We start from the raw sequence: 20,165 nt of genomic DNA on the forward strand, positions 1-20,165 counted from the left end.
GAAGCCGTGATGCGGTTTCAGCTCCTCGGGCCGCTGGCCCTCGCGGACGGCCCCGACACCGTCGTACTCCAGCCGTCGAAGCCCACGATCCTGCTCGCCGCTCTCCTGCTGCACGCCAACTCCGTGGTGTCGGCCGAATATCTCCAGCGGGCCGTGTGGGGCGAGGAGCAGCCCGCCACCGCCAAGGCCGCGCTCCAGACCTGTGTGCTGCGGCTGCGCCGGCTGTTCACCAAGCACGGGGTCACCGAGACCTCGATCGAAGCGGTGCCCGGCGGCTACCGGATCACCGCCGCACCGCACACCCTGGACCTCCTCGGCTTCCGCGACCAGGTACGCCGGGCCGTGGCCCTGTCCGACGACCCGGAGGCGGAGCTCTACACGCTGAAGGACGCGCTGTCGCTCTGGCAGGGCTCCCTGCTCGCCAATGTGCGCTCCGACGTCCTGCACCGGGACGAGGTGCCACGGCTCGCGGAGGAGCGGCTGCGCGGCGTGGAGCGGGTCTGCGACCTGCTGCTGGGACTGGGGCGCTGTGGAGAGGCGCTCGTCGAACTGTGGACCGCTACGCGCGTATACCCCGGGCACGAACGGTTCCACGAGCAGCTGATCGAGGCGCTCTACCGGACCGGACGGCAGTCCCAGGCACTCGCCGAGTACCGCAGGGTCAAGGGCTTCCTCCTGGACGAACTGGGAGTGGACCCCTCGCCGGCCCTGCGCCAGCTGGAACTGGCGATCCTGCGCGGCGAGGACCTGGGAGGGGCGGAGACCGCCGCCCTGCCCGGCCCCGCACGAGGGCCCGTCCCCGCGCTGGGGCCCGCCCCCGCGCCCGCGCCGGGTGCCGCCTCCGCACGGGGTGCGGCCTTCGCCGTCCGGGTCGTGGAGGGGGAGGCCGTCGACGGCCCCGGGGTCCAGCCCGTGCCCCCCGTCCCCCACTTCACCGGGCGCGAGGCCGAGACGGCCGCCATGGTCGCCCGGCTCACCGCGGCCGCCGGACCCGGGGCGAAGGACCGGCAGCCGCTCGCCGTCCTGGTGTCGGGCGCGCCCGGCATCGGCAAGTCGGCGCTCGCCCACCAGGTCGCCCACCTGGTGCGGGACTCCTTTCCGGCCGGGCGGCTGCTCGTCCGGATGACCCGGCCGGACGGTGAACCGCGCCGCGTCCCCGAGGTCGCGGCCGAGGTGTCGCGGGCCCTGCGCTCCGCGAGCGCGGGCGAACGCGCCCTGCTCGTCCTCGACGACGTGGTGGACGCCGATCAGGTGCGCCCGCTGCTGCTCCCGGCCGACGGCCCCGGCATCGCCGTCGTCGTCACCAGCCGGATGGGGCTGGCCGGACTCATCGCCACCCACGGCGGCTGGGTGCACCGGCTCTCCGCCTTCACGGAGGCGGAGTCCTACGCCCTGCTGCTCGCCGCGCTCGGCACCGAACGCGTCGAGGCGGAACCCGTGGCCGCCCGCCGGCTGGCGGCGCTCTGCGGACACTTCCCCGCGGCCCTGCGCATCCTGACCGCCCGGCTGCTGACCCGGCCGGGACTGGAACTCGGCCACGCCGTCGACTGGCTGGGCGAGGACCCGCTCGCCCGGCTCACCCTGACCGACTCCCCGGGCCTGTCCGTCACCGGTCTGTTCGACCGGGCGATCGACCGGCTCGACCCCCGGCTGTCCGAGGCGCTGTTCCGGGTCGGGGCGGGCCCGCCGGACATCCCGGTGACCGGGGACACCGCACCGGAGACCGAAGCCGCGCTGGAGCAACTGGCCGACGCCGGACTGCTGGAGGACGGCCCGCCCGGTCCGTACCGCATCCACGCCCTGCTCCGCGCCCACCTACGAAGAACCGCCCGGATCCGCATCCGCCGCACAGAGAAGGTGTGAACCCATGGCCGAGAGTGCCGAAGCCGCCGCAGCAGTAGCAGGCGAAGCCGTAGCCGCAGGCGGAGCAGCCGCCACGACCGGGACGCCGGCCGGGAAGGGGACCGGGGCGTTCGACTCGCTGGCCGGGACCCGGCCGCGCATCCGCCAGGACGTGCTGTTCACCGAGACCCCCGGCGGGGTGCTCTTCCACAACGCCGACGGCGGCTTCCATCTGACCGGCCGCACCGCCTACCGCTTCGCCTCCCTCGTCGTCCCGCACCTGACCGGCCACCACCGGCTCTCCGAACTCTGCGCGGGCTTCGGACCGGCCCAGCGCGCGATGGCCGCCGAGCTCGTCAAGACCCTGTACGCACGGGGGTTCGCCCGTGACATACCGGCGGCGGACAGCACGGCACAGCCCCTGCCGGACGCGGTCGCCGAGCGGTTCGCGGCCCAGATCGCCTACGTCGACCACTACGCCGACGGCGCCCCGGAACGCTTCGCCCGCTTCCGCGGTACCCGTGTCGCCGTCCTCGGCGACGACGAGGTGGCCCGATGGTGCGCGCTGAGCCTGGTGCGCAACGGGTGCGCCCGGATCGGTACGGCCGCCGCGTTCGACGACGTCGCCGCCGAGGCGGACGGGGCGGGCGCGCACATCGGGCGGATCGTCCCCGGCACGGACGCCGGCTGGGCGGCGCTGGACGGCTACGACGTGGTCGTGGTGACCGGCGCCGGGGCCGGCGCGCGCACCCACCGCCTGCTGGCCGCCGGAGTGCCCGAGGGCCGGACCCTGATCCCCGCCTGGCCGTTCGGCCGCCGTCTCGTCGTCGGCCCGCTCGCCACCGCCACCTCCACCGGCTGCTGGTCCTGCGCGGTGCTGCGGCTGGGCGGCAACGTGGCTCCCGGGCCCGCCGCCGAGCTCTGGGGCGAGGCCGCGGGCGCGGTCACGGCCCCGGGGGACGCGCTGTCCGGCCCGGTCGCCGCGATGGTCGGCAACCTCCTCGGCTACGAGATCTTCCGCATCGCCACCGGCGCCCTGCCCGCCGAGACGGACGGCCAGGTCCTCGTCCAGGACCTGGAGTCGCTCGATGTGATGGCCGAGCCGGTCCAGCCCCACCCCCGCTGCCTCCGCTGCGCCGCCCTCGACGTCCGCGAGCCCGACGCGCTGCCGCCGGGCCTGGCGCTCCCCGTCACCCCGACCGTGGAGACCGCCCGCGACGCGGAGGCGCTGGTCGAGGACCTCAACCGGATCAGCACGGCACTGGTACGCCCGTTCACCGGGATCTTCGGCCGGTACGACGACGAGCGGCTGACCCAGACCCCGCTGAAGATCAGCCGGGTCGAAGTGGCGCTCGGGGCCGGGGTGCGGCGCCGGATCGCCGCGTTCGACGTGCACCATCTGGCGGGCGCGCGGATGCGGGCGCTGTACGCGGCGGCGGAGGCGTACGTCGAGCACGTCGTGCCGGTGGAGACCGTGGACACCGGGGCCGCCGGTGAGGGCGCGGCGGACCTCGTACTCGCCCCGGAGGCGCTGACCACCGGGGGCGGCACCGGCGTACGCCCGCGGGCGTGGGTCACCGCGACCTCGCTGATCGGCAAGGAGCCGGTCAGGGTGCCCGCCGCCGCGGTGCGCACCTTCGGCGCCCACAACCGGGACCGGCTGCACCTGGCGACCTCGGCCGGATCGGGCGCGGGCGGCAGCGCGCGGGAGGCGGCGGGGCGCGGCCTGATGTCGGCGCTCGCGCACGACGCGCTGCTCCGGGCCGTCCGGGGCACCACCGGGGTGAGCCCGGTGGCGGCCGACGCGGCCGACCCGGAACTGGTGTTCCTGCTGAAGTCGGCGGCCAACCTGGATGTCGCGGTGGAGCTTCTCGACCTGGGCGAGGCGGCCCGCACCTCGGCCCATGTGGTGCTGGCCCGCGAGGCGGACGGCGGCCCCGCGGGCGGGCGCTGGGCGGTCGGGGCCGGTCTGTCACGGCGCACAGCGGCCTGCTCCGCCCTGCGGGACCTGCTCGGCCAGGTGCAGCTGGCGGCCGAGGACCCGGATGCCGAACCGGACCTGGGCGACCCGCTGCTGGGTGACTTCGCCGCCGGATCGGTCGCGGTGACGGGGGAGTCCGTCGCGGCGGAGGGGGAGACGACCACCTTCGAGGCGGTGCTCGACCGGCTGCGGGAGGCCGGGCGCGACGCCCTGTACGTGTCCACCACCCCGGCCGACCTCCCGGCGGGCGGCATCAGCACCGCCCGGGTGCTCCTCACCGTGGACGGCGAGGGCGGCCCCGATGCCCGTTGAGACAGCGGACGCCGTACTCGCGGAGTCCACCCGTCTGCTCGCGGGGCTCATCGGGGAGGGGCTGGCCCGGCACCTCGGCGACCCGCCGCCGCTGGACGTCGCCCCGCTGGGCGTGCACGACGCCTTCGCGGGCGGCACGGCGGGCGGGAGCGCCGCACCGGAGGGGAGCCGGCCGGACGCCGTCGGACCGGACGGGACGCGGGCGCCCGCCGTGCCCGTCCGCTACTACGGACAGCACGCCGTCGTCGGCCCCTTCCCCGCCCCCGCCGAGGGGTCCGGGGTGCCGCAGCCCTGCGCGCGCTGTCTGGACCGGCGCTGGCAGGGGGTCCGTTCCGTCGCCCTGCGCGAGGCGCTGGAGCTCGGCTCCGGCACCCGGGCGGCCGGGGAGACCCCCCATGTCACCCCGTTCGGCGCCGAGACCCTCGCGGGTGTCATCGCCGCCCGGCTGAGCGGAACCGGCCCGGACACCGGCGCCTTCCCCTTCGTCCACCTCGTCGATCTGCGGACCCTCGCGGTCCGCGGCCATCCGCTCGTCCCCGACCCGGAATGCCCCGACTGCGGCCGTCCGGAGCCGGACACGGAGGAGGCCGCCACCCTCACCCTGCGGCCCGCGCCCAAACGGAAGCCCGGCAGCTTCCGGGTCCGGGACATCGCCGACTACGAGCTGCCCGTCGAGCCGTACGCCAACCCGGTCTGCGGCTCGCTGGGCCCGTCCGTCGTCCAGGACATCGCCTCGGCCTCCACCTCCGCCACCATCGGCCGTTTCTCGATGCGCTCGGGGGAGTACCTCCGCGAGACGTTCTGGGGCGGCCACGCCGACACCTTCGCCGAGAGCCTGCGCATCGGGGTCCTGGAAGGCCTTGAGCGGTACGCGGGCATGCGGTCCCGGGCCAAGCGCGCCCAGGTGCACGACTCCCTGCACGGCCTGCGCGGGCGCGGCGAGCACGCGCTCGACCCGCGGGTCTGCGGGCTGTACTCGGACGCCTTCCACCGGGCCAACCCCCGGGTCACCCCGTTCACCCCGGACCGGCGGATCCCCTGGGTGCGCGGCTACTCGCTGCGCGAGCACCGCACGGTCCTGGTCCCGGAGGTGCTCACGTACTACCACGCGCCCGGACTGGAGAACCGCTTCGTGCAGGAGAGCTCCAACGGCTGCGCGTCCGGCGGCTGTCTGGAGGAGGCCGTCTACTTCGGGCTGATGGAGGTCGTGGAGCGCGACGCGTTCCTGCTCGCCTGGTACGGGCGGGCCGCCCTGCCGGAGATCGACGTGCGCACCAGCGGCCGTCCGGCCACCCGGCGGATGGTGGACCGGCTGGAGATGTACGGCTACGAGGCCCGCTTCTTCGACACCCGGATCACCTTCCCCGTACCCGTCGTCACGGGCGTCGCCGTGCGCCCGGACGGCGGGCCGGGCCGGATGTGCTTCGGCGCGGGCGCCGGACTCGACCCGGAGGCGGCGCTGGCCGGCGCGCTCTGCGAGATCGCCACGGACGCCGTGAACCTCCAGGGGCGCACCGAACGCGACGAGGCGCGGCTGCGCGCCATGGCGTACGACTTCGACAAGGTCGAGGCGCTGCACGACCACCCGCTGGCCTACGGCATCCCGGAGATGGGCGAGAACGCCCACTTCCTGCTCGGCGAACCGGGGGCGCCGCGCCCGCCGAAGCGGTCCTTCGCCGAGCTGTACGGAGCCGGAGCAGGAGCAGGAGCAGGAGCAGGAGCCGGAGCCGGGGGCGCGGGCGCGGGCGGTGACCGGAGCGGTGGGCGGCACCCGGTGATCCCGGTCTCCGACGACCTGCGGGAGGACCTGCGGCGGTGTGTGGACGCCGTCACCGCAGCGGGGTTCGACGTGATCGTCGTCGACCAGACCATGCCGGAACAGCGCGCCCTGGGCCTGACCACCGTCTCCGTCATCGTGCCGGGGCTGCTGCCGATCGACTTCGGCTGGAGCCGGCAGCGGGCGCTCGGCATGCCCCGGCTGCGCACCGCGCTGCGCGAGGCGGGGCTGCGCGACGCCGACCTCACCGACGCCGACCTCAACCCCGCGCCCCATCCCTTCCCGTGACCAAGGAGCTCGCCATGGGGTACGCCCATGAATACGCCGCCGCGATCATGCAGCGCGGCCGGGTCCCGATGGACCCCGCGGATTTCGTACCGAACTGGTCGGACGGACCGCGCAAGGCCAAGTTCTACCCGGGGGCCGACAGCCTGCCGCTGCCCGCCGCCGGCTATCCGGCACACGCGACGCTCGGCCGCGGCCTGGCCCAGGACGCCGGCGCGGACGGGGAGTTCGACCTGTCCGTCCTCTCCGGGATGCTCCGGGACTCCTACGGGCTCACCGGCCGCCGGCTCGGTGTCCAGGCCAACACGGACCTGAGCGCCCTGCCCCACTACCCGCTCGCCAACTGGTCCCGGGGTTCCGCCTCCGGCGGCGGCCTCTACCCCGTGAGCGTCCACTGGGTCTCCGGCGCCGCCGGGCCCGTACCGCCCGGGGTGCACTACTACTCCACCCGGCACCACACCATGCAGCGGCTGCTCACCGGCGATGTGTCGGGCGAGGTACGGGCCGCGCTGGGGGAGGGGGCACCGGGGCCCGCCACCGATCAGTACCTGGTGCTCGGCATCAAGTACTGGCAGAACTCCTTCAAGTACAACAACTTCTCCTTCCACGCCGTCTCCATGGACGTGGGCGCGTGTGTGCAGACCTGGCGGCTGTGGGCCGGTGCCCGGGGCCTCGCGGTCGAGCCCGCGTTCTGGTTCGACGAGGAGCGCCTCGCCGCACTGCTCGGGGTGAGCACCCGGGAGGAGGGCATCTTCGCCGTCGTCCCCCTGAAGTGGGCGGGTGCGGCGGACCGGTCCGGTGCGGCGGGCACCACGGCTCCCGTCTCCGTGCGGCGCCGGGACGTCGAGCGCTCCCGTACTGTCCTCACCTTCGACGCGCTGGAGAGGATGCAGGCGGTCACCTCCGCCCACGCCGCGGCCCGCCCGGCCCCGGACGCGCTGGCCCCGGCCGCCGCGCACCCCGCCGACCCGACGCTCCCCGAAGTGGCGCTCGCCCCCGCGCGGGCGCTGGACACCGACGTACGCACCGCCCTGCGCGACCGGCGCAGCAGCTTCGGCCGCTTCGACGCGCAACGGCCGGTGAGCCAGGAACAGCTGGCCACCTGCCTCGCCGCGGCCACCACCGGATCGCGGATCGGCGGGGACACCGGCGGCACCCGGCTGGCGAAGCTGTACGCGTTCGTCAGCCATGTCGAGGGGCTGGCCCCCGGCAGCTACGCGTACGACCCCGAGGCGCACAGCCTGCGGCTGATCAAGGAGGGGCGGCCGGGGGAGTTCCTCCAGAAGAACTACTTCCTCTCCAACTACAACCTGGAGCAGGCGGGCGCGGTCCTGGTGCCCACGGTCCGTACGACCGCCGTCCTGGACGCGGTCGGCGACCGGGGCTACCGCCTGGTCAACGCCGCCATCGGGGCCGTCGCGCAGAGCGTGTACACCGCGGCCTCCGCGGTGGACCTCGGCTGCGGGGTGGCGCTCGGCTTCGACAACATCTCGTACATCGAGGAACTGGGCCTCGCGGAGACGGGCGAGGCGCCACTGCTGATCATGATGGTCGGCAACGAACGGCCCGCCCCCGCCGACTTCCGCTACGAGATCGCCTGAGCCGGGGGTACGGACGATGAAACAGACATCCACGAACCCCGCGGTCACCCGGCCGGCGTTCATGCTGCGTGTCGCCGGGCTGCCCGTCGAGAGCGTGCGGGCGCTGCGCTGCCCCGAAAGCCGCCGCTGGGCCGACGACATGCTCGACACGGCGGAGCGGCTGGGCCGGGACGCCGAGGCGGTCGGCGACCGGCTGCACGGGCTGATCGGCGGCAGCGACGACGAGCCGCTGCGCCGCGCCCTGCTGAAGCTCCGCCGGGACGTCTTCAACAACCGGCTGCCGCAGTCCGACACGGCCGACCGGGCCCTGGCCCTGGTGCGCGGCCTCGACCCGGCGGCCGGTGACGCGCTGGCCGGCTGGCTGGAGCGCCGGCGCGGGCTCGACGAGCGCCGGAGCGAGGGCGCCGCCCTGCTCGCCGCCGAGACCGGCCGCAGCCGCACCGAACTGCGCCGGCTGGCGGGGGAGGGCCGGCTGCGCAAGGGCCTGCTGCTGGCCTCGCCCACCCTGGACGCCCAGCTGGGCGCCTTCACGCACCGGGCGGCGGACGGTCCGCCCGGCAAGAAGCAGCGCAAGATCGAACGCTCGCTGCTCTCCTACCTCTACCGGACGGTCTGCAAGACCAGCCCGTTCTCCACCTTCACCGGCGTCGCGCTCGGCTCCCTGGACGGTGACGGCGGGCTGGGCGTACGGGTCGGGGCGGACTGGCAGGGGCAGGTGCGGCTCAACGTCGTCGCCCTCGGCCGGCTCGCCGACGCCGTGATCGCCGACCCGGTGCGCCGCGCCGATCTGCCGGTCGCCCTCGCCTCCGGCTGGGGCCGTGACGACGACCGGGTGCGCTATGTGCGCCGCTGGGTCACGGCGGGCGACGACGACACCGCCGTGACCTTCGACGCGGTGAAGGACCGGCTGTTCTTCCTGCGGCGCAGCGGCACTCTGGAGCGCCTGCTCGGCCTCTTCGAGGAGCGCGGCACCCTGCGCTACGGCGAGCTCTCCGGCTGGCTGGCGACGGACCGGGGTGCCACCGAGGAGGAGTGCGCGCAGTACCTTCAGGCGCTCCTGGACCTCGGCATGGTCCAGGTGCCGTGCCTGCGGACGGAGGTGCACGACACCGATCCGCTGCGCGCGTTCCAGGGCTCGCTGCGGGGCCTCGGGCGGCCCTGGGCGGACCGGCTCGCGGACCGGCTGGAGGGGGCCGCCACCCGCGTCGAGCGCTTCGCGGACGCCTCCCCGGACGAACGGCGCGCGCTCCTGGCGGAGTTGCGGGACGAGCTGACCCGGGTTCAGGAGGAGGAGCTGGGCGCCGCACGCGCGAAGGTCCCGCAGACCCTGCTGTACGAGGACGTGGCGGCCGGGAGCGAGGTGACGCTGGACCCGGCGGCCTGGCAGGAGCTGGCCGCCGGACCGCTGGGCGCGGTGGAGCGGATTCTGCCCGCGTTCGATCTGACGCTGCCGCAGCGGATCACCTTCAAGGGCTTCTTCCTCGCCCGGTACGGGCAGGGCGGCCGCTGCGACGACCTGCTGAAGCTCGTGCACGACTTCCACGAGGACTTCTTCGACCAGTACATGTCGTTCACCGCCGGGCACACCACGTTCGACGCCGAGGGCACCTATGTGCCGGAGGTGAACTGGCTCGGCCAGCCGCAGCTGAAGGCCCTGGACGCGGCACGGCAGACGTTCGTGGAGCGGATGCGGGCCCTGTGGGAGGCGACGGAGCCGGGCTGCGGCGAGGTGTGTGTCGACGAGGACTTCCTCGCCGCCGTGGCCGGGCAGCTCGATCCGCTCGCCACGGGGTTCGCTCCGATGAGCCATCATCTGCAGCTGGTGGACCGGCCCGGCGACCCGCTGGTCGTCCTCAACCGCTCGTACGGCGGGGTGTCCTTCCCGTTCAGCCGTTTCACGCACCTCTTCGACGGGCACGGCGGCGGCGCCGGTCCCGGTGGCCTCGACGCGCGGCTGCTCGCGGGCGCGGAGGACATCGTGCCCGAGGGGGCCGTCCTCGCCGAGATCACCGGCGGCCCCGTCACCAGCAACCTCAACCTGCACGGGCGCCTCACCCGGTACGAGATCGTCTGCCCGGGGGAGCGCGGCACGCTGCCCGCGGAATTCCGGCTGGACCTCGACGACCTCCACCTCGTCCACGACCCGGACGAGGACCGGCTGGTCCTGCGCTCCACCCGGCTGGGGCGCGAGGTCATCCCCGTGTACCTGGGCTATCTCGTACCGCTGGCCCTGCCCGAACTGCCCCGCACACTCCTGCTGCTCTCCCCGACCTCGATGGCCCCGCTCAATGTGTGGGGCGGCGTCCCCGAGGGCGCTGCGGCCGGCGGGGTGACCGGGCGGCCGAGGGTGCGCCACGGCAGTGTCGTGCTGAGCCGCCGCAGTTGGAGCGCCCCCGCCGACGTACTGCCGCTGCGCGAGCCGGGGGTGGCCGAGGACGGCTGGTTCCTCGGCTGGCACGGCTTCCGGCGGGCGCACGCGCTGCCGGACCGGGTGTTCGCGACTGTGTCGGACACCGGGGCACGGGGCGCGACCGGTGCCAAGCCGCAGTACCTCGACTTCGACAGCCCGCTCTCCCTGTCGGCGTTCGAGGCGCTCCTGAAGTCCCCGCAGGCGCGTGTGGTGTTCCGGGAAATGCTGCCCGACGAGGACGGACTGCACACCGTGTCCGCCCGGGGCCGCCATGTCGCCGAACTGGCCGTGGAGAGGGCCGTACCCGTCCGAAGGAGTACCCAGACCCCATGAACGTCCCCACCGCCGCGACCGCGTCCACCGCCGGCCCGGCCGCCTCCCCGGGCCCCTGGCAGGCCCTGCACATCTTCTACGCCGCCAACCCGCGCCCCCTGCTCCTGAACTGCGTCCGCCCGCTGGTCGACGAGCTGGAGGCGGACGGGCTCCTCGACGGGTACTTCTTCATCAACTACTGGCTGGAGGGACCGCACGTACGCCTCAGGCTCAGGCCCTCCTCGCCGGCCGCCGCAGAGGAGGTGACGCGCCGCGCCGAGCGGGCCGTGGACGTCTTTCTGGCCGAGCGCCCCGCGCTGTACGAGGTGGACTCCGGCTTCCTCAACGACTTCTACAACACGCTCTTCGAGATCGAGTTCCCCGGCAGCGAGCGCGGCCACTACATGGACGAGCAGGGCCGGATGAACCTCCGCCCGAACAACTCGCGCCATGCGATGCCCTACGAGCCGGAGTACGGGAAGTACGGCGGCCCGGCCGGGATCGAGCTGGCCGAATGGCACTTCCGCCACTCCAGCGACCTGGTCATCGACGCCTTCCGCTCCAAGAACCTCCATCTGCGCACCGTGCTGCTGGGCACCTCCGCCCAGCTGATGATGGTCATGTCCGCGACTTTCCTCCCGGACCGCACCGAACTGGCGGACTACCTGGACAGCTACTACGAGTTCTGGCACAAGGCCTTCCCCGGTACCGGCTTCATCGGCACCGAGGAGTACGACCGCAACTACGCGGCGATGGCCGCCGGACTCACCGCGCGCTTCGAGCGCGTCATGGCCGCCACCGCCGGGGGCGCCCGGGAGGACGGCGGGGTACGGGAGGCCGGGGAGCCGGCCGTTCTGCCCGGGTTCCTGGGCGGCTGGGCCGAGCACTGCGCCGAACTGCGCGACCGTGCCCGGAAGCTGACCGCCGACGGCGACCTCGTCTTCCGCTCGTGGGACGGCGAACGCGACGAGCCGGTCACCGACCCGGCCCGCTCGCTGCCGCTGCTCCTGTCCCCGTACATGCATATGACCAACAACCGCCTCCACGTCACCATCAGGGACGAGGCCTATCTCAGCCACGTACTGGGGCGGGCCCTGCGGGAGACGGCGTGAGCGCCTCCGGGGCCCTCGCCGAGTACCGCCCCGCGCTCCGGCCCCGGGTGCTGCTCAGCGACGCGCTGCTGGACGGCGCCGCCACCGTGCACCTGATCAAGGACACGGACAGCGGCAACTCCTTCAAGGTCGGCGTCAAGGAGCACTTCCTCATCGCCCGGATGGACGGGGAGCGCAGCCTGAAGGAGATCGGCGAAGAGTACGCCGCGCGGTACGGGCGCAGGCTGGCGGACGCCAACTGGCAGCAGATCCTGCGGATGCTGGGCTCGCGCGGCCTGCTCGCCGGGGCGCCCGCGCCGGCCGCTCCGGCGCCCGCGGCCGCTCCCGCCGCGGGCGCCGGTCCGGCGGGCGAGCCCGCCCGGAGTCTTCTGCGCGGCACTCTCCGGCTGGTCGCCGACGCGGACGCCACCACCGCCCGGCTGCACCGGGCGGTCGGCTTCCTGCTCGCGCCGGGGTGGCTGATACCGCTGCTCGCCCTGGTCGTGGCGATGGAGGCCGTCGTCGTGCTGAGGGCCGGTGAACTGCTCCTCGCCGTACGGGATCTGTTCACCAATCCGGTGCTGCTGGCCGGGGCCGCCACCCTGCTGTGGCTGAGCACGGCCCTGCACGAGCTGGCGCACGGGGTCGTCGCCCGGCACTACGGCGGCCGGGTCGCGGAGATCGGGCTGCGCTGGCGGCTGCCCGTCGTGATCATGTACTGCACGGTGGACAACTACCTCTATCTGGGCAGCCGTTGGCGCAGGATCGGCACGGCGGTCGCGGGCGCGGTGATGAATCTGGTCTTCCTCCTGCCGTTCTGCGCCCTGTGGCTGTTCGCCCCGCTCGACGACGCCACGCACGACGCGCTGGCCGGTCTGCTGCTGCTCGGCAGCGTCCAGGCGTTCGCGATGCTCGTGCCCTTCCCCCCGCTGGACGGCTACAAGATCGCGAGCCAGCTGGCCGGGGCGACCGGGCTGGCCGCCTCGGCCGGTACGTATCTGCGGCTCGTCGTCCGGCGCGACCCGGCGGCGGCCGGCTACCCGCGCCGGGCCCGGATCGCCTATCCCGCCTACGGGCTCGGCTCGCTGCTCGTCCTCGCCGCGATCGTCGCCGCGGCCGTGGCCGCCGCCCACCACCTGCTGACGGCCTGATGCCCCTCCCAAGGAGAGTTCCATGACCCCCACCACCTCCCGCTCCGCCCCGGACTCGCCGGGTCCGGCGGACTCCCCGGCCGTCCTTCTGGAGGGCGTGCACAAGACGTACGGCGACACCCGGGCCGTCGACGGGGTGTCCTTCACGGTCGCCCGGGGGGAGTTCTTCGGTCTGCTCGGCCCCAACGGTGCGGGCAAGACGACCCTCATCGAGATCATGGAGGGCCAGCGCAGGGCGGACGCCGGGACGGTGACCGTGCTCGGCACGAGCCCGTGGCCGAGGAACGTCGCCCTGCTGCCGCGGCTGGGCGTACAGACCCAGGCGTCGGCGTTCTTCGTCCGGCTGACCGCCCGCGAGCACCTGTGCACCATGGCGGCCCTCTACCGCTGCGACACGGCGGCGGCCGAACGGTCCCTGGCCTCCGTCGGGCTCACCGAACAGGGCGACACCCGGGTGGACGACCTCTCCGGCGGCCAGCGCCAGCGGCTCGCCATCGCCTCCGCCCTGGTCCACGACCCCGAGCTGATCTTCCTGGACGAGCCGACCGCGGCTCTCGACCCGCAGGCCCGCCGCGCTCTGTGGCAGGTGCTCCGCGATCTGAAGGGTGCGGGCCGCACCATCGTCTACACCACCCACCACCTCGACGAGGCCGAGGCGCTCTGCGACCGCGTAGCGATCATGGTCGGCGGCAAGGTCGCCGCCCTCGACAGCCCCGCCCGGCTGATCGCGGCGGGCAGCCCCACCACCCGTCTGCTGGTCCCGGCGGGCCGCCTCACCCTCGCCGCGGCGCTGGCGATCCCCGGCGTGGACCGGGCGGCCGAGGAGGCCGACGCGATCGTGCTGGAAACCCTCGAATCGGGCCGGGTGCTGGCCGCCGTCGACGAGATCGCCGGACTCCAGGGCGTCCAGACGCGCACCGCGAGCCTCGAAGACGTCTATCTCGCGCTGACCGGCGCGGGTACGGGGGCGGACACGGGCGCGAGTGAGGGAGCGGGCGCGGGTGCCGCTGCCCCGCGGGCGTAGGCCGTGTCCGTGAAGCCCCCGCCCCCGCCCCCGACACCCGGCAGCCGAACGGAAGTTGCCGCGGCCGCCCCGGCAGCACCGCCCTTCCCAGCGATACGGAGACACCCCCGATGAGCGCATACGCCGCGCTGAGTCAGGCCGGATACCGGGCCTGTACGCGTGACCGGACGACCCTCTTCTTCACCTTCGCCTTCCCGCTGATCTTCCTGGTCGTCTTCGGGCTGATCTTCCACGGCCAGACGGTCGAGCAGAGCGGAAAGCCCTACATCAACTACATCGCCCCCGGTGTGCTGTCCTGGGGCGTGGGCAACGCCGCCGTCTTCGGCGTCGGCTTCACCCTCATGCAGTGGCGCCGCGACGACATCCTGCGGCTGATCCGGATGACCCCCACCCCGGTCTTCTCGGTCCTCGCCTCCCGCTATGTGCTGGCGCTCGGCATCGGAGCCGTGCAGGCCGTGCTGTTCGTGGCGGTGGCGCTGCTGCCCTCGTTCGGCCTCGAACTGGACGGCCGCTGGCCGCTCGCGCTGCCGGTGCTGGTGCTCGGGATCACCGCGTTCCTCGCCATGGGTGTCATCGTCGGCAGCTACGCGAAGACGCCGGAGGCGGTGGCCGCCGTCGCCAACTGCCTGATGATCCCGATGGCCTTCCTGTCGGGCTCGTTCTTCCCGCTGGACGCCATGCCCGGCTGGATGCAGAGCCTCTCCCGGGTCCTGCCGCTGCGCTACCTCAACGACGGGATCTCCGGCGCCGTCACCGGGCGCGGCTCCCTCGCCGACATCGGCATCGCCTGCGCGGTGCTCGCCGGATTCGCGCTCGTCCTGGGCGCCGTCGCGCTCAGGACCTTCCGCTGGAGCGACAAGTCATGACCGCCACGACGGTGCACACGGCAGCCGCCGACACGCCCCTCGACGCGGCCCGCACCCACCTCCAGTCCGAACTCTCCCGGCTCCACGCGCGGTCGGGGCCGCTCGCGCCCGGCCTCCCCGCCCCCCGCGTCGTCCCGCTGGGCGCCGCCGACACCCTCGGCTTCGGCCACCCCGACCCGTACGCCGCCACCCGCTCCGGGGCGAACGTCCAGCTCACCGCACGGGCCGCGCTGATCGGCCCCTGGGGCGGCGCGGACGGCGACAGCGCCTGCGGCCAGTGCCTCGCCATGCGCTGGCAGCGGCTGCGCAGCCGCTCCGAGCGCGAGGCACTCGAACTCGGCCACGAACCGCACGGCGCCACCCACTGGCCGGTGCTCACCGGCTACGCGGTGGACGCCGTCTGGGCCACGTACCGGGCCGTCCTGTCCGGCGGGCGCACCCGGCCCACCGACATCACCGCCACCGCGGCCGACCGCGCACTGCCCCGGATCACCCGGGTCGACCTCGGCACGCTCGCCACGGCCACCTTCCCGCTGCTGCCCGAACCGCTCTGCCCCGTCTGCGTCCACGAGGTGCCGGACACCGAGGCCGCCGCCCGGATGCGGCTGATCCCCAGCCCCAAGCCCGACCCGGACGGCTACCGGCTGCGTTCCCTGGACTCCTACCCCCTGCCGACCGCCGCCCTCGCCAACCCCGTCTGCGGCGCGCTCGGTTCCGACACCTGGATCAACCCGGCGTCCACCACCACGGCACCGGTCGCCGGAACCCACTTCGTACGCGGCTACGCCGGACTCAACGACGTCACCTGGAGCGGCCAGGCCAACCGGTACTCCACCAGCCGCACCCTCGCCTACCTGGAGGGCCTGGAGCGCTACGCGGGCACCCACCGCAGGCGCGGCACCTCGCCCGTCGTCGACTCGTACACGAACCTGGCGGACCGGGCGCTGAACCCGGCGGACTGCGGTTTCTACGCGCCCGAGACCTACGCGCGCGACCACCTCGTCAGCCCCTTCGACCCGGACCGGGCGATCCCCTGGGTCTGGGGCCACTCGCTGCGCGACGACCGCCCGGTCCTCGTTCCCGCGCGGCTCGCCCACTACAGCGCCGGAGTGGAGGCCGACAACTTCGTCTTCGAGTGCTCCAACGGCTGTGCCACCGGCGGAAGCCTGGAGGAGGCCATCCTCTTCGGGCTCCTGGAACTCGTCGAGCGGGACGCCTTCCTGCTCGCCTGGTACGGGCGGGTCCGGCCGGCCCGGATCGACCTCGGCTCCTGCCGCTCCCCGGCCGTCCGCTCCATGCTCGACCGCGCCGCGCTGCACGGCTACGACGTGCACGCCTTCGACACGCGGATGGATCTGGCGGTGCCGGTCGTCACCGCGCTCGCGGTGCGCCGCGACGGCGGGTACGGCACCCTCTCCTTCAGCGCGGCGGCCGGCTTCGACCCGGAGGGCACGGTGGAGGCGGCCCTGTCAGAGGTCCTCACCTACATCCCGCACCTGCCCTACCAGGTGGCCGAGCGGCGGACCGAACTGGAGGCCATGGCCCAGGACTTCACCAAGGTGCTGCACCTCAAGGACCACGCCCAGCTCTACGGTCTGCCCTCGATGACCGGGCACGCCCGCGAGTATCTGGAGCCCTCGGTGGCGGCCCCGCTGGACGAGACGTTCGCCGACTGGGAGCCGGTGCGGCCCCGCACGGGCGATCTGCTGGACGATCTGCGGCTGCTGCGCGATCGGCTGACGGGGGCGGGGTACGACGTGATCGCCGTCGACCAGACGACGCCCGAACAGCACCGGATGGGCCTGCACACGGTCTCGACCACCGTCCCCGGGCTGCTGCCGCTGGACTTCGGCTGGACCAGGCAGCGGGCGCTGCACATGCCCCGGCTGCGTACCGCGCTGCGGGTGGCGGGCCACCGTACCGATGACCTGCCGGAGGCGGAGATCAAGGCCGTCCCGCACCCGTTCCCGTGACCGCACCCGTTCCCGTGACCGCGCCCGCCCCGGCGGCCGCACCCGGTCCCGGCCCCGGCGCCTTACGGCCGGCAGCCCCCTCCGTGCCACGGAGGGGGCTGCCGGGGGTACGCCGGACGCGCTGTTCCCGGTGGGGGATCAGGCGCAGCAGGAGGTGGTGCTGGTGGTGCTGGAGCAGGTCGACGTCGAGGAGGACGAGGTCGAACCGGCGAGGACGACCTCGACCGCGTCCGAGTAGTCCGAGATCTCGAAGGTCTCCGACTCCAGCTCCAGGATCTCGTCGGCGAGGGTCGCGAGCTCAGTCTTGGGGGCCATGGTGTTCTCCCTGGGATCGGGGGGACGGGCCGGCGGCTCCGGCGCTGTTCCCCTGCGGTGGGTCCATTGCAGGCTCCGCCGCTGTCAGATCGGCCCGGCATCCGCTGTCACTCCGCTGGCATCCGGTGACAGCGGAACGGCGGGGTGCTGACGGCCGCTCGGCGCAGGCTCGTACTCCTGGTACCGCTCCGTCCCTCGCACGCCCCGCACCCCTGGTGCTTCCCGCATGTCCGAAGGAGAGGACCGACTCCATGTCCACACCCCTGCCGGTGCGGCGCCCGGTGCAGCACTCGGTGCTGCGTTCCGCGGTCGAGCTCTACCTCGACCTGCACGCCCACCCCGAACTCTCCGGGTCCGAGCACCGCACCGCCGACCGGTTCGCGGCCCGGCTGGCCGGCCACGGCTGTACGGTCACCCGTTCCGTGGGCGGCGGCCACGGTCTCGTCGGTGTCCTGCGCAACGGCCCGGGGCCCACCGTGATGCTGCGCACGGAACTCGACGCGCTGCCGGTGACCGAGCGCACCGGCCTGTCCTACGCGAGCACCGTCCCCGGGGTCATGCACGCCTGCGGCCACGATCTGCACATGGCGGCGGTGGCCGGGGCCGTGGCCGAACTCGCCGCCGACCGCACCGCCTGGCGCGGCACCGTCCTGGTCGTGGGCCAGCCGGCCGAGGAGACCCTGACCGGGGCGCGGGCCATGCTGGACGACGGGCTGTACGAGCGTTTCGGCACCCCGGACGCGGTCCTCGCCCAGCACGCCGCACCGCTCCCGGCGGGCATGCTCGCCCACCCGGCCCCCGGCCCGGCCCCCCTGATGGCGGGCAGCCTCTCCGCCGATGTCACCGTGCACGGCCGGGGCGGTCACGCGGCGACCCCGCACCTGGCGGTGGACCCGGTCGTGACGGCCGCCGCGATCGTGCTGCGGCTCCAGTCCGTCGTCGCCCGGGAGACCGCCCCGGCCGAACAGGCCGTGCTGACCGTGGGGTCGATGCGGGCGGGGGAGCGGGGCAACATCATTCCGGACACCGCCGAACTGTCCCTGTGCCTCCGGGCGTTCTCCGCCCCCGTGCTCGACCGGATGGCGGCCGCCGCCGAACGCGTCGTCCGGGCCGAGTGCGCGGCGTCGGGCTGTCCACGGGATCCGGACTTCACGGTGACCGCCCGCTCCCCGGTGCTCGTCCCCGACCCGGCCCTGACCGGCGCGGTGCGCGGGGCCCACGAGAGCCTGCTGGGACCGGACCGGGTACGGGACTTCGGGACCACCACCGCCACCGAGGACTTCCCGTGGTTCGCCGAGGGGGGTGTGCCGGTGGCCTACTGGATGCTCGGTACGACGGGGGCCCGGCAGTGGCGCACCGCCCGCGCCGGGGGCGAACCCGTACCGCCCAACCACGCGCCGGGGTTCGCCCCGGATGTCGGAACGGCCCTGCCGGCCGGGATCGGGGCGATGGCGTCCGCGGCCCGGCAGGTGCTGGGAACGGGGCCGGACGGCGGGAGGGCGGCGCTGTGAACCCCCGCTGGACCGATGTGGTCATCGTGCGCCGCGACCGTACCGCCCCGACCGGGGAGACCACCGTCGTACGGATGCTGGGGATGCTCCCGGCGCACTGGCCCTGCACCCCGGGGGACGTCGGCCAGGACCGGGTCGTGCTGCGGATCGAGCTCGGCGGGGTGACGGACGCGTCCGCGGTGCGGCTGGCGGTGTCACGGGTGCTGTCGGACGCGGCGCTGCGCGGCTGGACGAGGGAGCCGTGAGCGCGGGGCCGCGCTCGCCGACGCCGCGAGCGCGCCGTCCCTGCCCCGCCGTCCCCGCCCCGCCGTCCCCTCAGATCCAGCCGCGTTCGCGGGCCCGGAGCGCCGCCTGTGCCCGGCTCGCCGCGCCGAGCGTCTGCATCAGGTCGGCGACGTGCCGCCGGTAGGTCCGGACGGACACACCCAGCTCACGGGCGCCCGACTCGTCCTTGCCCGCGGTGCACATCGACATGAGCACCCGCAGTTCGATCCCGGAGAGCCCGGTGTCCGCCGGGGCGTCGTCCTGGCCGCCCGCACGGGCGAGATCCTCGGCCTGGTCCCAGATCTTCTCGAACAGGGCGATGATGTTGGAGACCAGCCCGCTGCGGTGGGCCAGGAGCGCGCCCCGGGCGGTGTTGCGCGGGTCCAGCGGGACGAGCGCGGCTCTGCGGTCGTAGACCAGCAGCCGTTCCGCCGTGTCCGACGTGACCCGGATCGAGGCCCCGTGCGCGGCCAGCTCCCGCAGATACGCGGCCGTGGGCGGATCCTGGAGGGCGGCGCGGGCGACCACATTCCGGATGCGTACGCCCCGGCGCAGACAGCGCAGGTCCAGCGGCCGGGAACGGGCGATGTTCTCGGGCGACAGCTTGGTGTACGGCTCCACCGAGAGGATCTCGTCCCGGGCGAAGAACGCGAGATCGTCGATCCGGTTGCGTATCTGGGCGAGCCCCTCCAACTGCTCGATGCCCTGCGGCGGGGGCGTCCGGGCCCCCTGCTCCGCGCGTAGACCGTCGATGATGTGCCGGGACCGGGTGACGTGCTGGAGCTCCTGGTGCAGCGCGTGCAGCCGTAAATCGACCAGCCGGGCGAGCGAGACCTCGGGATCGGTCGGGAAGATCCGGCGGTCGGCGCCCTCCGGGTGGAGCAGCCCCAGCTCCTGGAGCCGGGCGACGCAGGCGCGGGCCACCTGCGGCTCGGAGTGCAGGAGAAGGTGGAGATCGTCGGTCGGGGTGCCGGGATTGCGCAGGAAGTGCCGGTAGATCTCTTCCTCGGCCTCGGAGACCCCGAATACGGACATCTCGTTCTCGCCCACGTACGCCCCCGCTGCCTGGTGCCCTGTGGCCGCACACCGCCGGGGGTCGCCCGGCGGTGCTGGTCGACGGCTGCTTCCCGGTTGTCCGTCCCGCTGTTGTGCAATGGTCGGGCAAAGACTAGACGGTGGGATCACTTCTGTGAGGATCCCGGACACAACTGTGTGCGCTGTGGAGATGAACGGTGTGCGACCGGCGGTGAGCGGTGCCGCTGGAGCGACGGACGGCTTCCGGCCGGGGAACGCCCCCCGCGTTTCGCCGGGCACGCGGTGCCCGGTCCCGGGTCGTAGTCTGGAACCCCCGGCCCGCTGGGGGTGCGTTCCGGATCGGCTGCGGTCCGGCGGGCGCCCCAGGACGCGTGTCGGGCCCTTCGTGTTGCCCCTGGCAGCAGCCGGCTGTCAG

14 protein-coding genes are annotated in these 20,165 nt (G+C 74.2%); 12 read left to right on the plus strand and 2 right to left on the minus strand.

Going from position 1 to position 20,165, the window contains the following annotated elements; all coding sequences use genetic code 11:
• Positions 1 to 9: 9 nt before the first annotated feature.
• The 10 genes from ACIGJO_RS23680 (at position 10) to ACIGJO_RS23725 (ending at position 16,625) form a co-directional block, all read left to right on the plus strand.
• Positions 10 to 1,863, plus strand: coding sequence for a BTAD domain-containing putative transcriptional regulator (locus tag ACIGJO_RS23680; RefSeq protein ID WP_399961067.1), 1,854 nt, complete (start codon positions 10 to 12; stop codon positions 1,861 to 1,863).
• A 4-nt stretch (positions 1,864 to 1,867) separates the two neighbouring features.
• A complete protein-coding gene (locus tag ACIGJO_RS23685; RefSeq protein ID WP_399961069.1) occupies positions 1,868 to 4,135 on the plus strand; it encodes a TOMM precursor leader peptide-binding protein in 2,268 nt (755 codons plus the stop codon).
• A complete protein-coding gene (locus tag ACIGJO_RS23690; RefSeq protein WP_399961071.1) occupies positions 4,125 to 6,200 on the plus strand; it encodes a TOMM precursor leader peptide-binding protein in 2,076 nt (691 codons plus the stop codon). The genes ACIGJO_RS23685 and ACIGJO_RS23690 overlap by 11 nt, the downstream gene beginning before the upstream one ends.
• 14 nt (positions 6,201 to 6,214) lie before the next feature.
• The gene (locus tag ACIGJO_RS23695) at positions 6,215 to 7,798 is read left to right on the plus strand and encodes a nitroreductase family protein (protein WP_399961269.1); all 1,584 of its coding nucleotides are present in this window, start codon (positions 6,215 to 6,217) and stop codon (positions 7,796 to 7,798) included.
• Positions 7,799 to 7,814: 16 nt separating this feature from the next.
• Complete coding sequence (locus tag ACIGJO_RS23700; protein WP_399961073.1) at positions 7,815 to 10,541, plus strand: lantibiotic dehydratase; 2,727 nt, start codon at positions 7,815 to 7,817, stop codon at positions 10,539 to 10,541.
• Complete coding sequence (locus ACIGJO_RS23705; protein WP_399961076.1) at positions 10,538 to 11,632, plus strand: lantibiotic dehydratase C-terminal domain-containing protein; 1,095 nt, start codon at positions 10,538 to 10,540, stop codon at positions 11,630 to 11,632. The genes ACIGJO_RS23700 and ACIGJO_RS23705 overlap by 4 nt, the downstream gene beginning before the upstream one ends.
• Positions 11,629 to 12,762 carry a site-2 protease family protein gene (locus ACIGJO_RS23710; RefSeq protein ID WP_399961078.1) on the plus strand — a complete coding sequence of 378 codons (1,134 nt, stop codon included), beginning with the start codon at positions 11,629 to 11,631 and terminating at the stop codon, positions 12,760 to 12,762. The genes ACIGJO_RS23705 and ACIGJO_RS23710 overlap by 4 nt, the downstream gene beginning before the upstream one ends.
• A gap of 22 nt (positions 12,763 to 12,784) precedes the next feature.
• Positions 12,785 to 13,786, plus strand: a complete 1,002-nt coding sequence (locus tag ACIGJO_RS23715; protein WP_399961080.1) for an ABC transporter ATP-binding protein — start codon at positions 12,785 to 12,787, stop codon at positions 13,784 to 13,786.
• Positions 13,787 to 13,896: 110 nt separating this feature from the next.
• Complete coding sequence (locus ACIGJO_RS23720) at positions 13,897 to 14,652, plus strand: ABC transporter permease (RefSeq protein WP_266931706.1); 756 nt, start codon at positions 13,897 to 13,899, stop codon at positions 14,650 to 14,652.
• Positions 14,649 to 16,625, plus strand: a complete 1,977-nt coding sequence (locus tag ACIGJO_RS23725) for a TOMM precursor leader peptide-binding protein (RefSeq protein WP_399961082.1) — start codon at positions 14,649 to 14,651, stop codon at positions 16,623 to 16,625. The genes ACIGJO_RS23720 and ACIGJO_RS23725 overlap by 4 nt, the downstream gene beginning before the upstream one ends.
• A gap of 138 nt (positions 16,626 to 16,763) precedes the next feature.
• Here ACIGJO_RS23725 and ACIGJO_RS23730 read toward each other — a convergent pair whose 3' ends face one another.
• A complete protein-coding gene (locus tag ACIGJO_RS23730) occupies positions 16,764 to 16,940 on the minus strand; it encodes a thiazolylpeptide-type bacteriocin (protein WP_073726004.1) in 177 nt (58 codons plus the stop codon).
• A 251-nt stretch (positions 16,941 to 17,191) separates the two neighbouring features.
• On the opposite strand from ACIGJO_RS23730, the gene ACIGJO_RS23735 reads away from it, so the two are divergent.
• Positions 17,192 to 18,451 carry an amidohydrolase gene (locus ACIGJO_RS23735; RefSeq protein ID WP_399961085.1) on the plus strand — a complete coding sequence of 420 codons (1,260 nt, stop codon included), beginning with the start codon at positions 17,192 to 17,194 and terminating at the stop codon, positions 18,449 to 18,451.
• A complete protein-coding gene (locus ACIGJO_RS23740) occupies positions 18,448 to 18,696 on the plus strand; it encodes a hypothetical protein (RefSeq protein WP_399961087.1) in 249 nt (82 codons plus the stop codon). The genes ACIGJO_RS23735 and ACIGJO_RS23740 overlap by 4 nt, the downstream gene beginning before the upstream one ends.
• Positions 18,697 to 18,766: 70 nt before the next feature.
• Here the strand turns inward: ACIGJO_RS23740 and ACIGJO_RS23745 are convergent, their stop codons facing one another.
• Complete coding sequence (locus tag ACIGJO_RS23745) at positions 18,767 to 19,765, minus strand: helix-turn-helix transcriptional regulator (RefSeq protein ID WP_399961089.1); 999 nt, start codon at positions 19,763 to 19,765, stop codon at positions 18,767 to 18,769.
• Positions 19,766 to 20,165 lie beyond the last annotated feature (400 nt).

Source organism: Streptomyces sp. NPDC079020, assembly GCF_044542225.1.
GTDB lineage: Bacteria > Actinomycetota > Actinomycetes > Streptomycetales > Streptomycetaceae > Streptomyces.

What these genes read in the sequence shown, in the direction of transcription:
- ACIGJO_RS23680 (WP_399961067.1), top strand. Translation starts at nt 10, where the DNA reads ATGCGGTTTCAGCTCCTCGGGCCGCTGGCCCTCGCGGACGGCCCCGAC.
- ACIGJO_RS23685 (WP_399961069.1), top strand. Translation starts at nt 1,868, where the DNA reads ATGGCCGAGAGTGCCGAAGCCGCCGCAGCAGTAGCAGGCGAAGCCGTA.
- ACIGJO_RS23690 (WP_399961071.1), top strand. Translation starts at nt 4,125, where the DNA reads ATGCCCGTTGAGACAGCGGACGCCGTACTCGCGGAGTCCACCCGTCTG.
- ACIGJO_RS23695 (WP_399961269.1), top strand. Translation starts at nt 6,215, where the DNA reads ATGGGGTACGCCCATGAATACGCCGCCGCGATCATGCAGCGCGGCCGG.
- ACIGJO_RS23700 (WP_399961073.1), top strand. Translation starts at nt 7,815, where the DNA reads ATGAAACAGACATCCACGAACCCCGCGGTCACCCGGCCGGCGTTCATG.
- ACIGJO_RS23705 (WP_399961076.1), top strand. Translation starts at nt 10,538, where the DNA reads ATGAACGTCCCCACCGCCGCGACCGCGTCCACCGCCGGCCCGGCCGCC.
- ACIGJO_RS23715 (WP_399961080.1), top strand. Translation starts at nt 12,785, where the DNA reads ATGACCCCCACCACCTCCCGCTCCGCCCCGGACTCGCCGGGTCCGGCG.
- ACIGJO_RS23720 (WP_266931706.1), top strand. Translation starts at nt 13,897, where the DNA reads ATGAGCGCATACGCCGCGCTGAGTCAGGCCGGATACCGGGCCTGTACG.
- ACIGJO_RS23725 (WP_399961082.1), top strand. Translation starts at nt 14,649, where the DNA reads ATGACCGCCACGACGGTGCACACGGCAGCCGCCGACACGCCCCTCGAC.
- ACIGJO_RS23730 (WP_073726004.1), bottom strand. Translation starts at nt 16,940, where the DNA reads ATGGCCCCCAAGACTGAGCTCGCGACCCTCGCCGACGAGATCCTGGAG.
- ACIGJO_RS23735 (WP_399961085.1), top strand. Translation starts at nt 17,192, where the DNA reads ATGTCCACACCCCTGCCGGTGCGGCGCCCGGTGCAGCACTCGGTGCTG.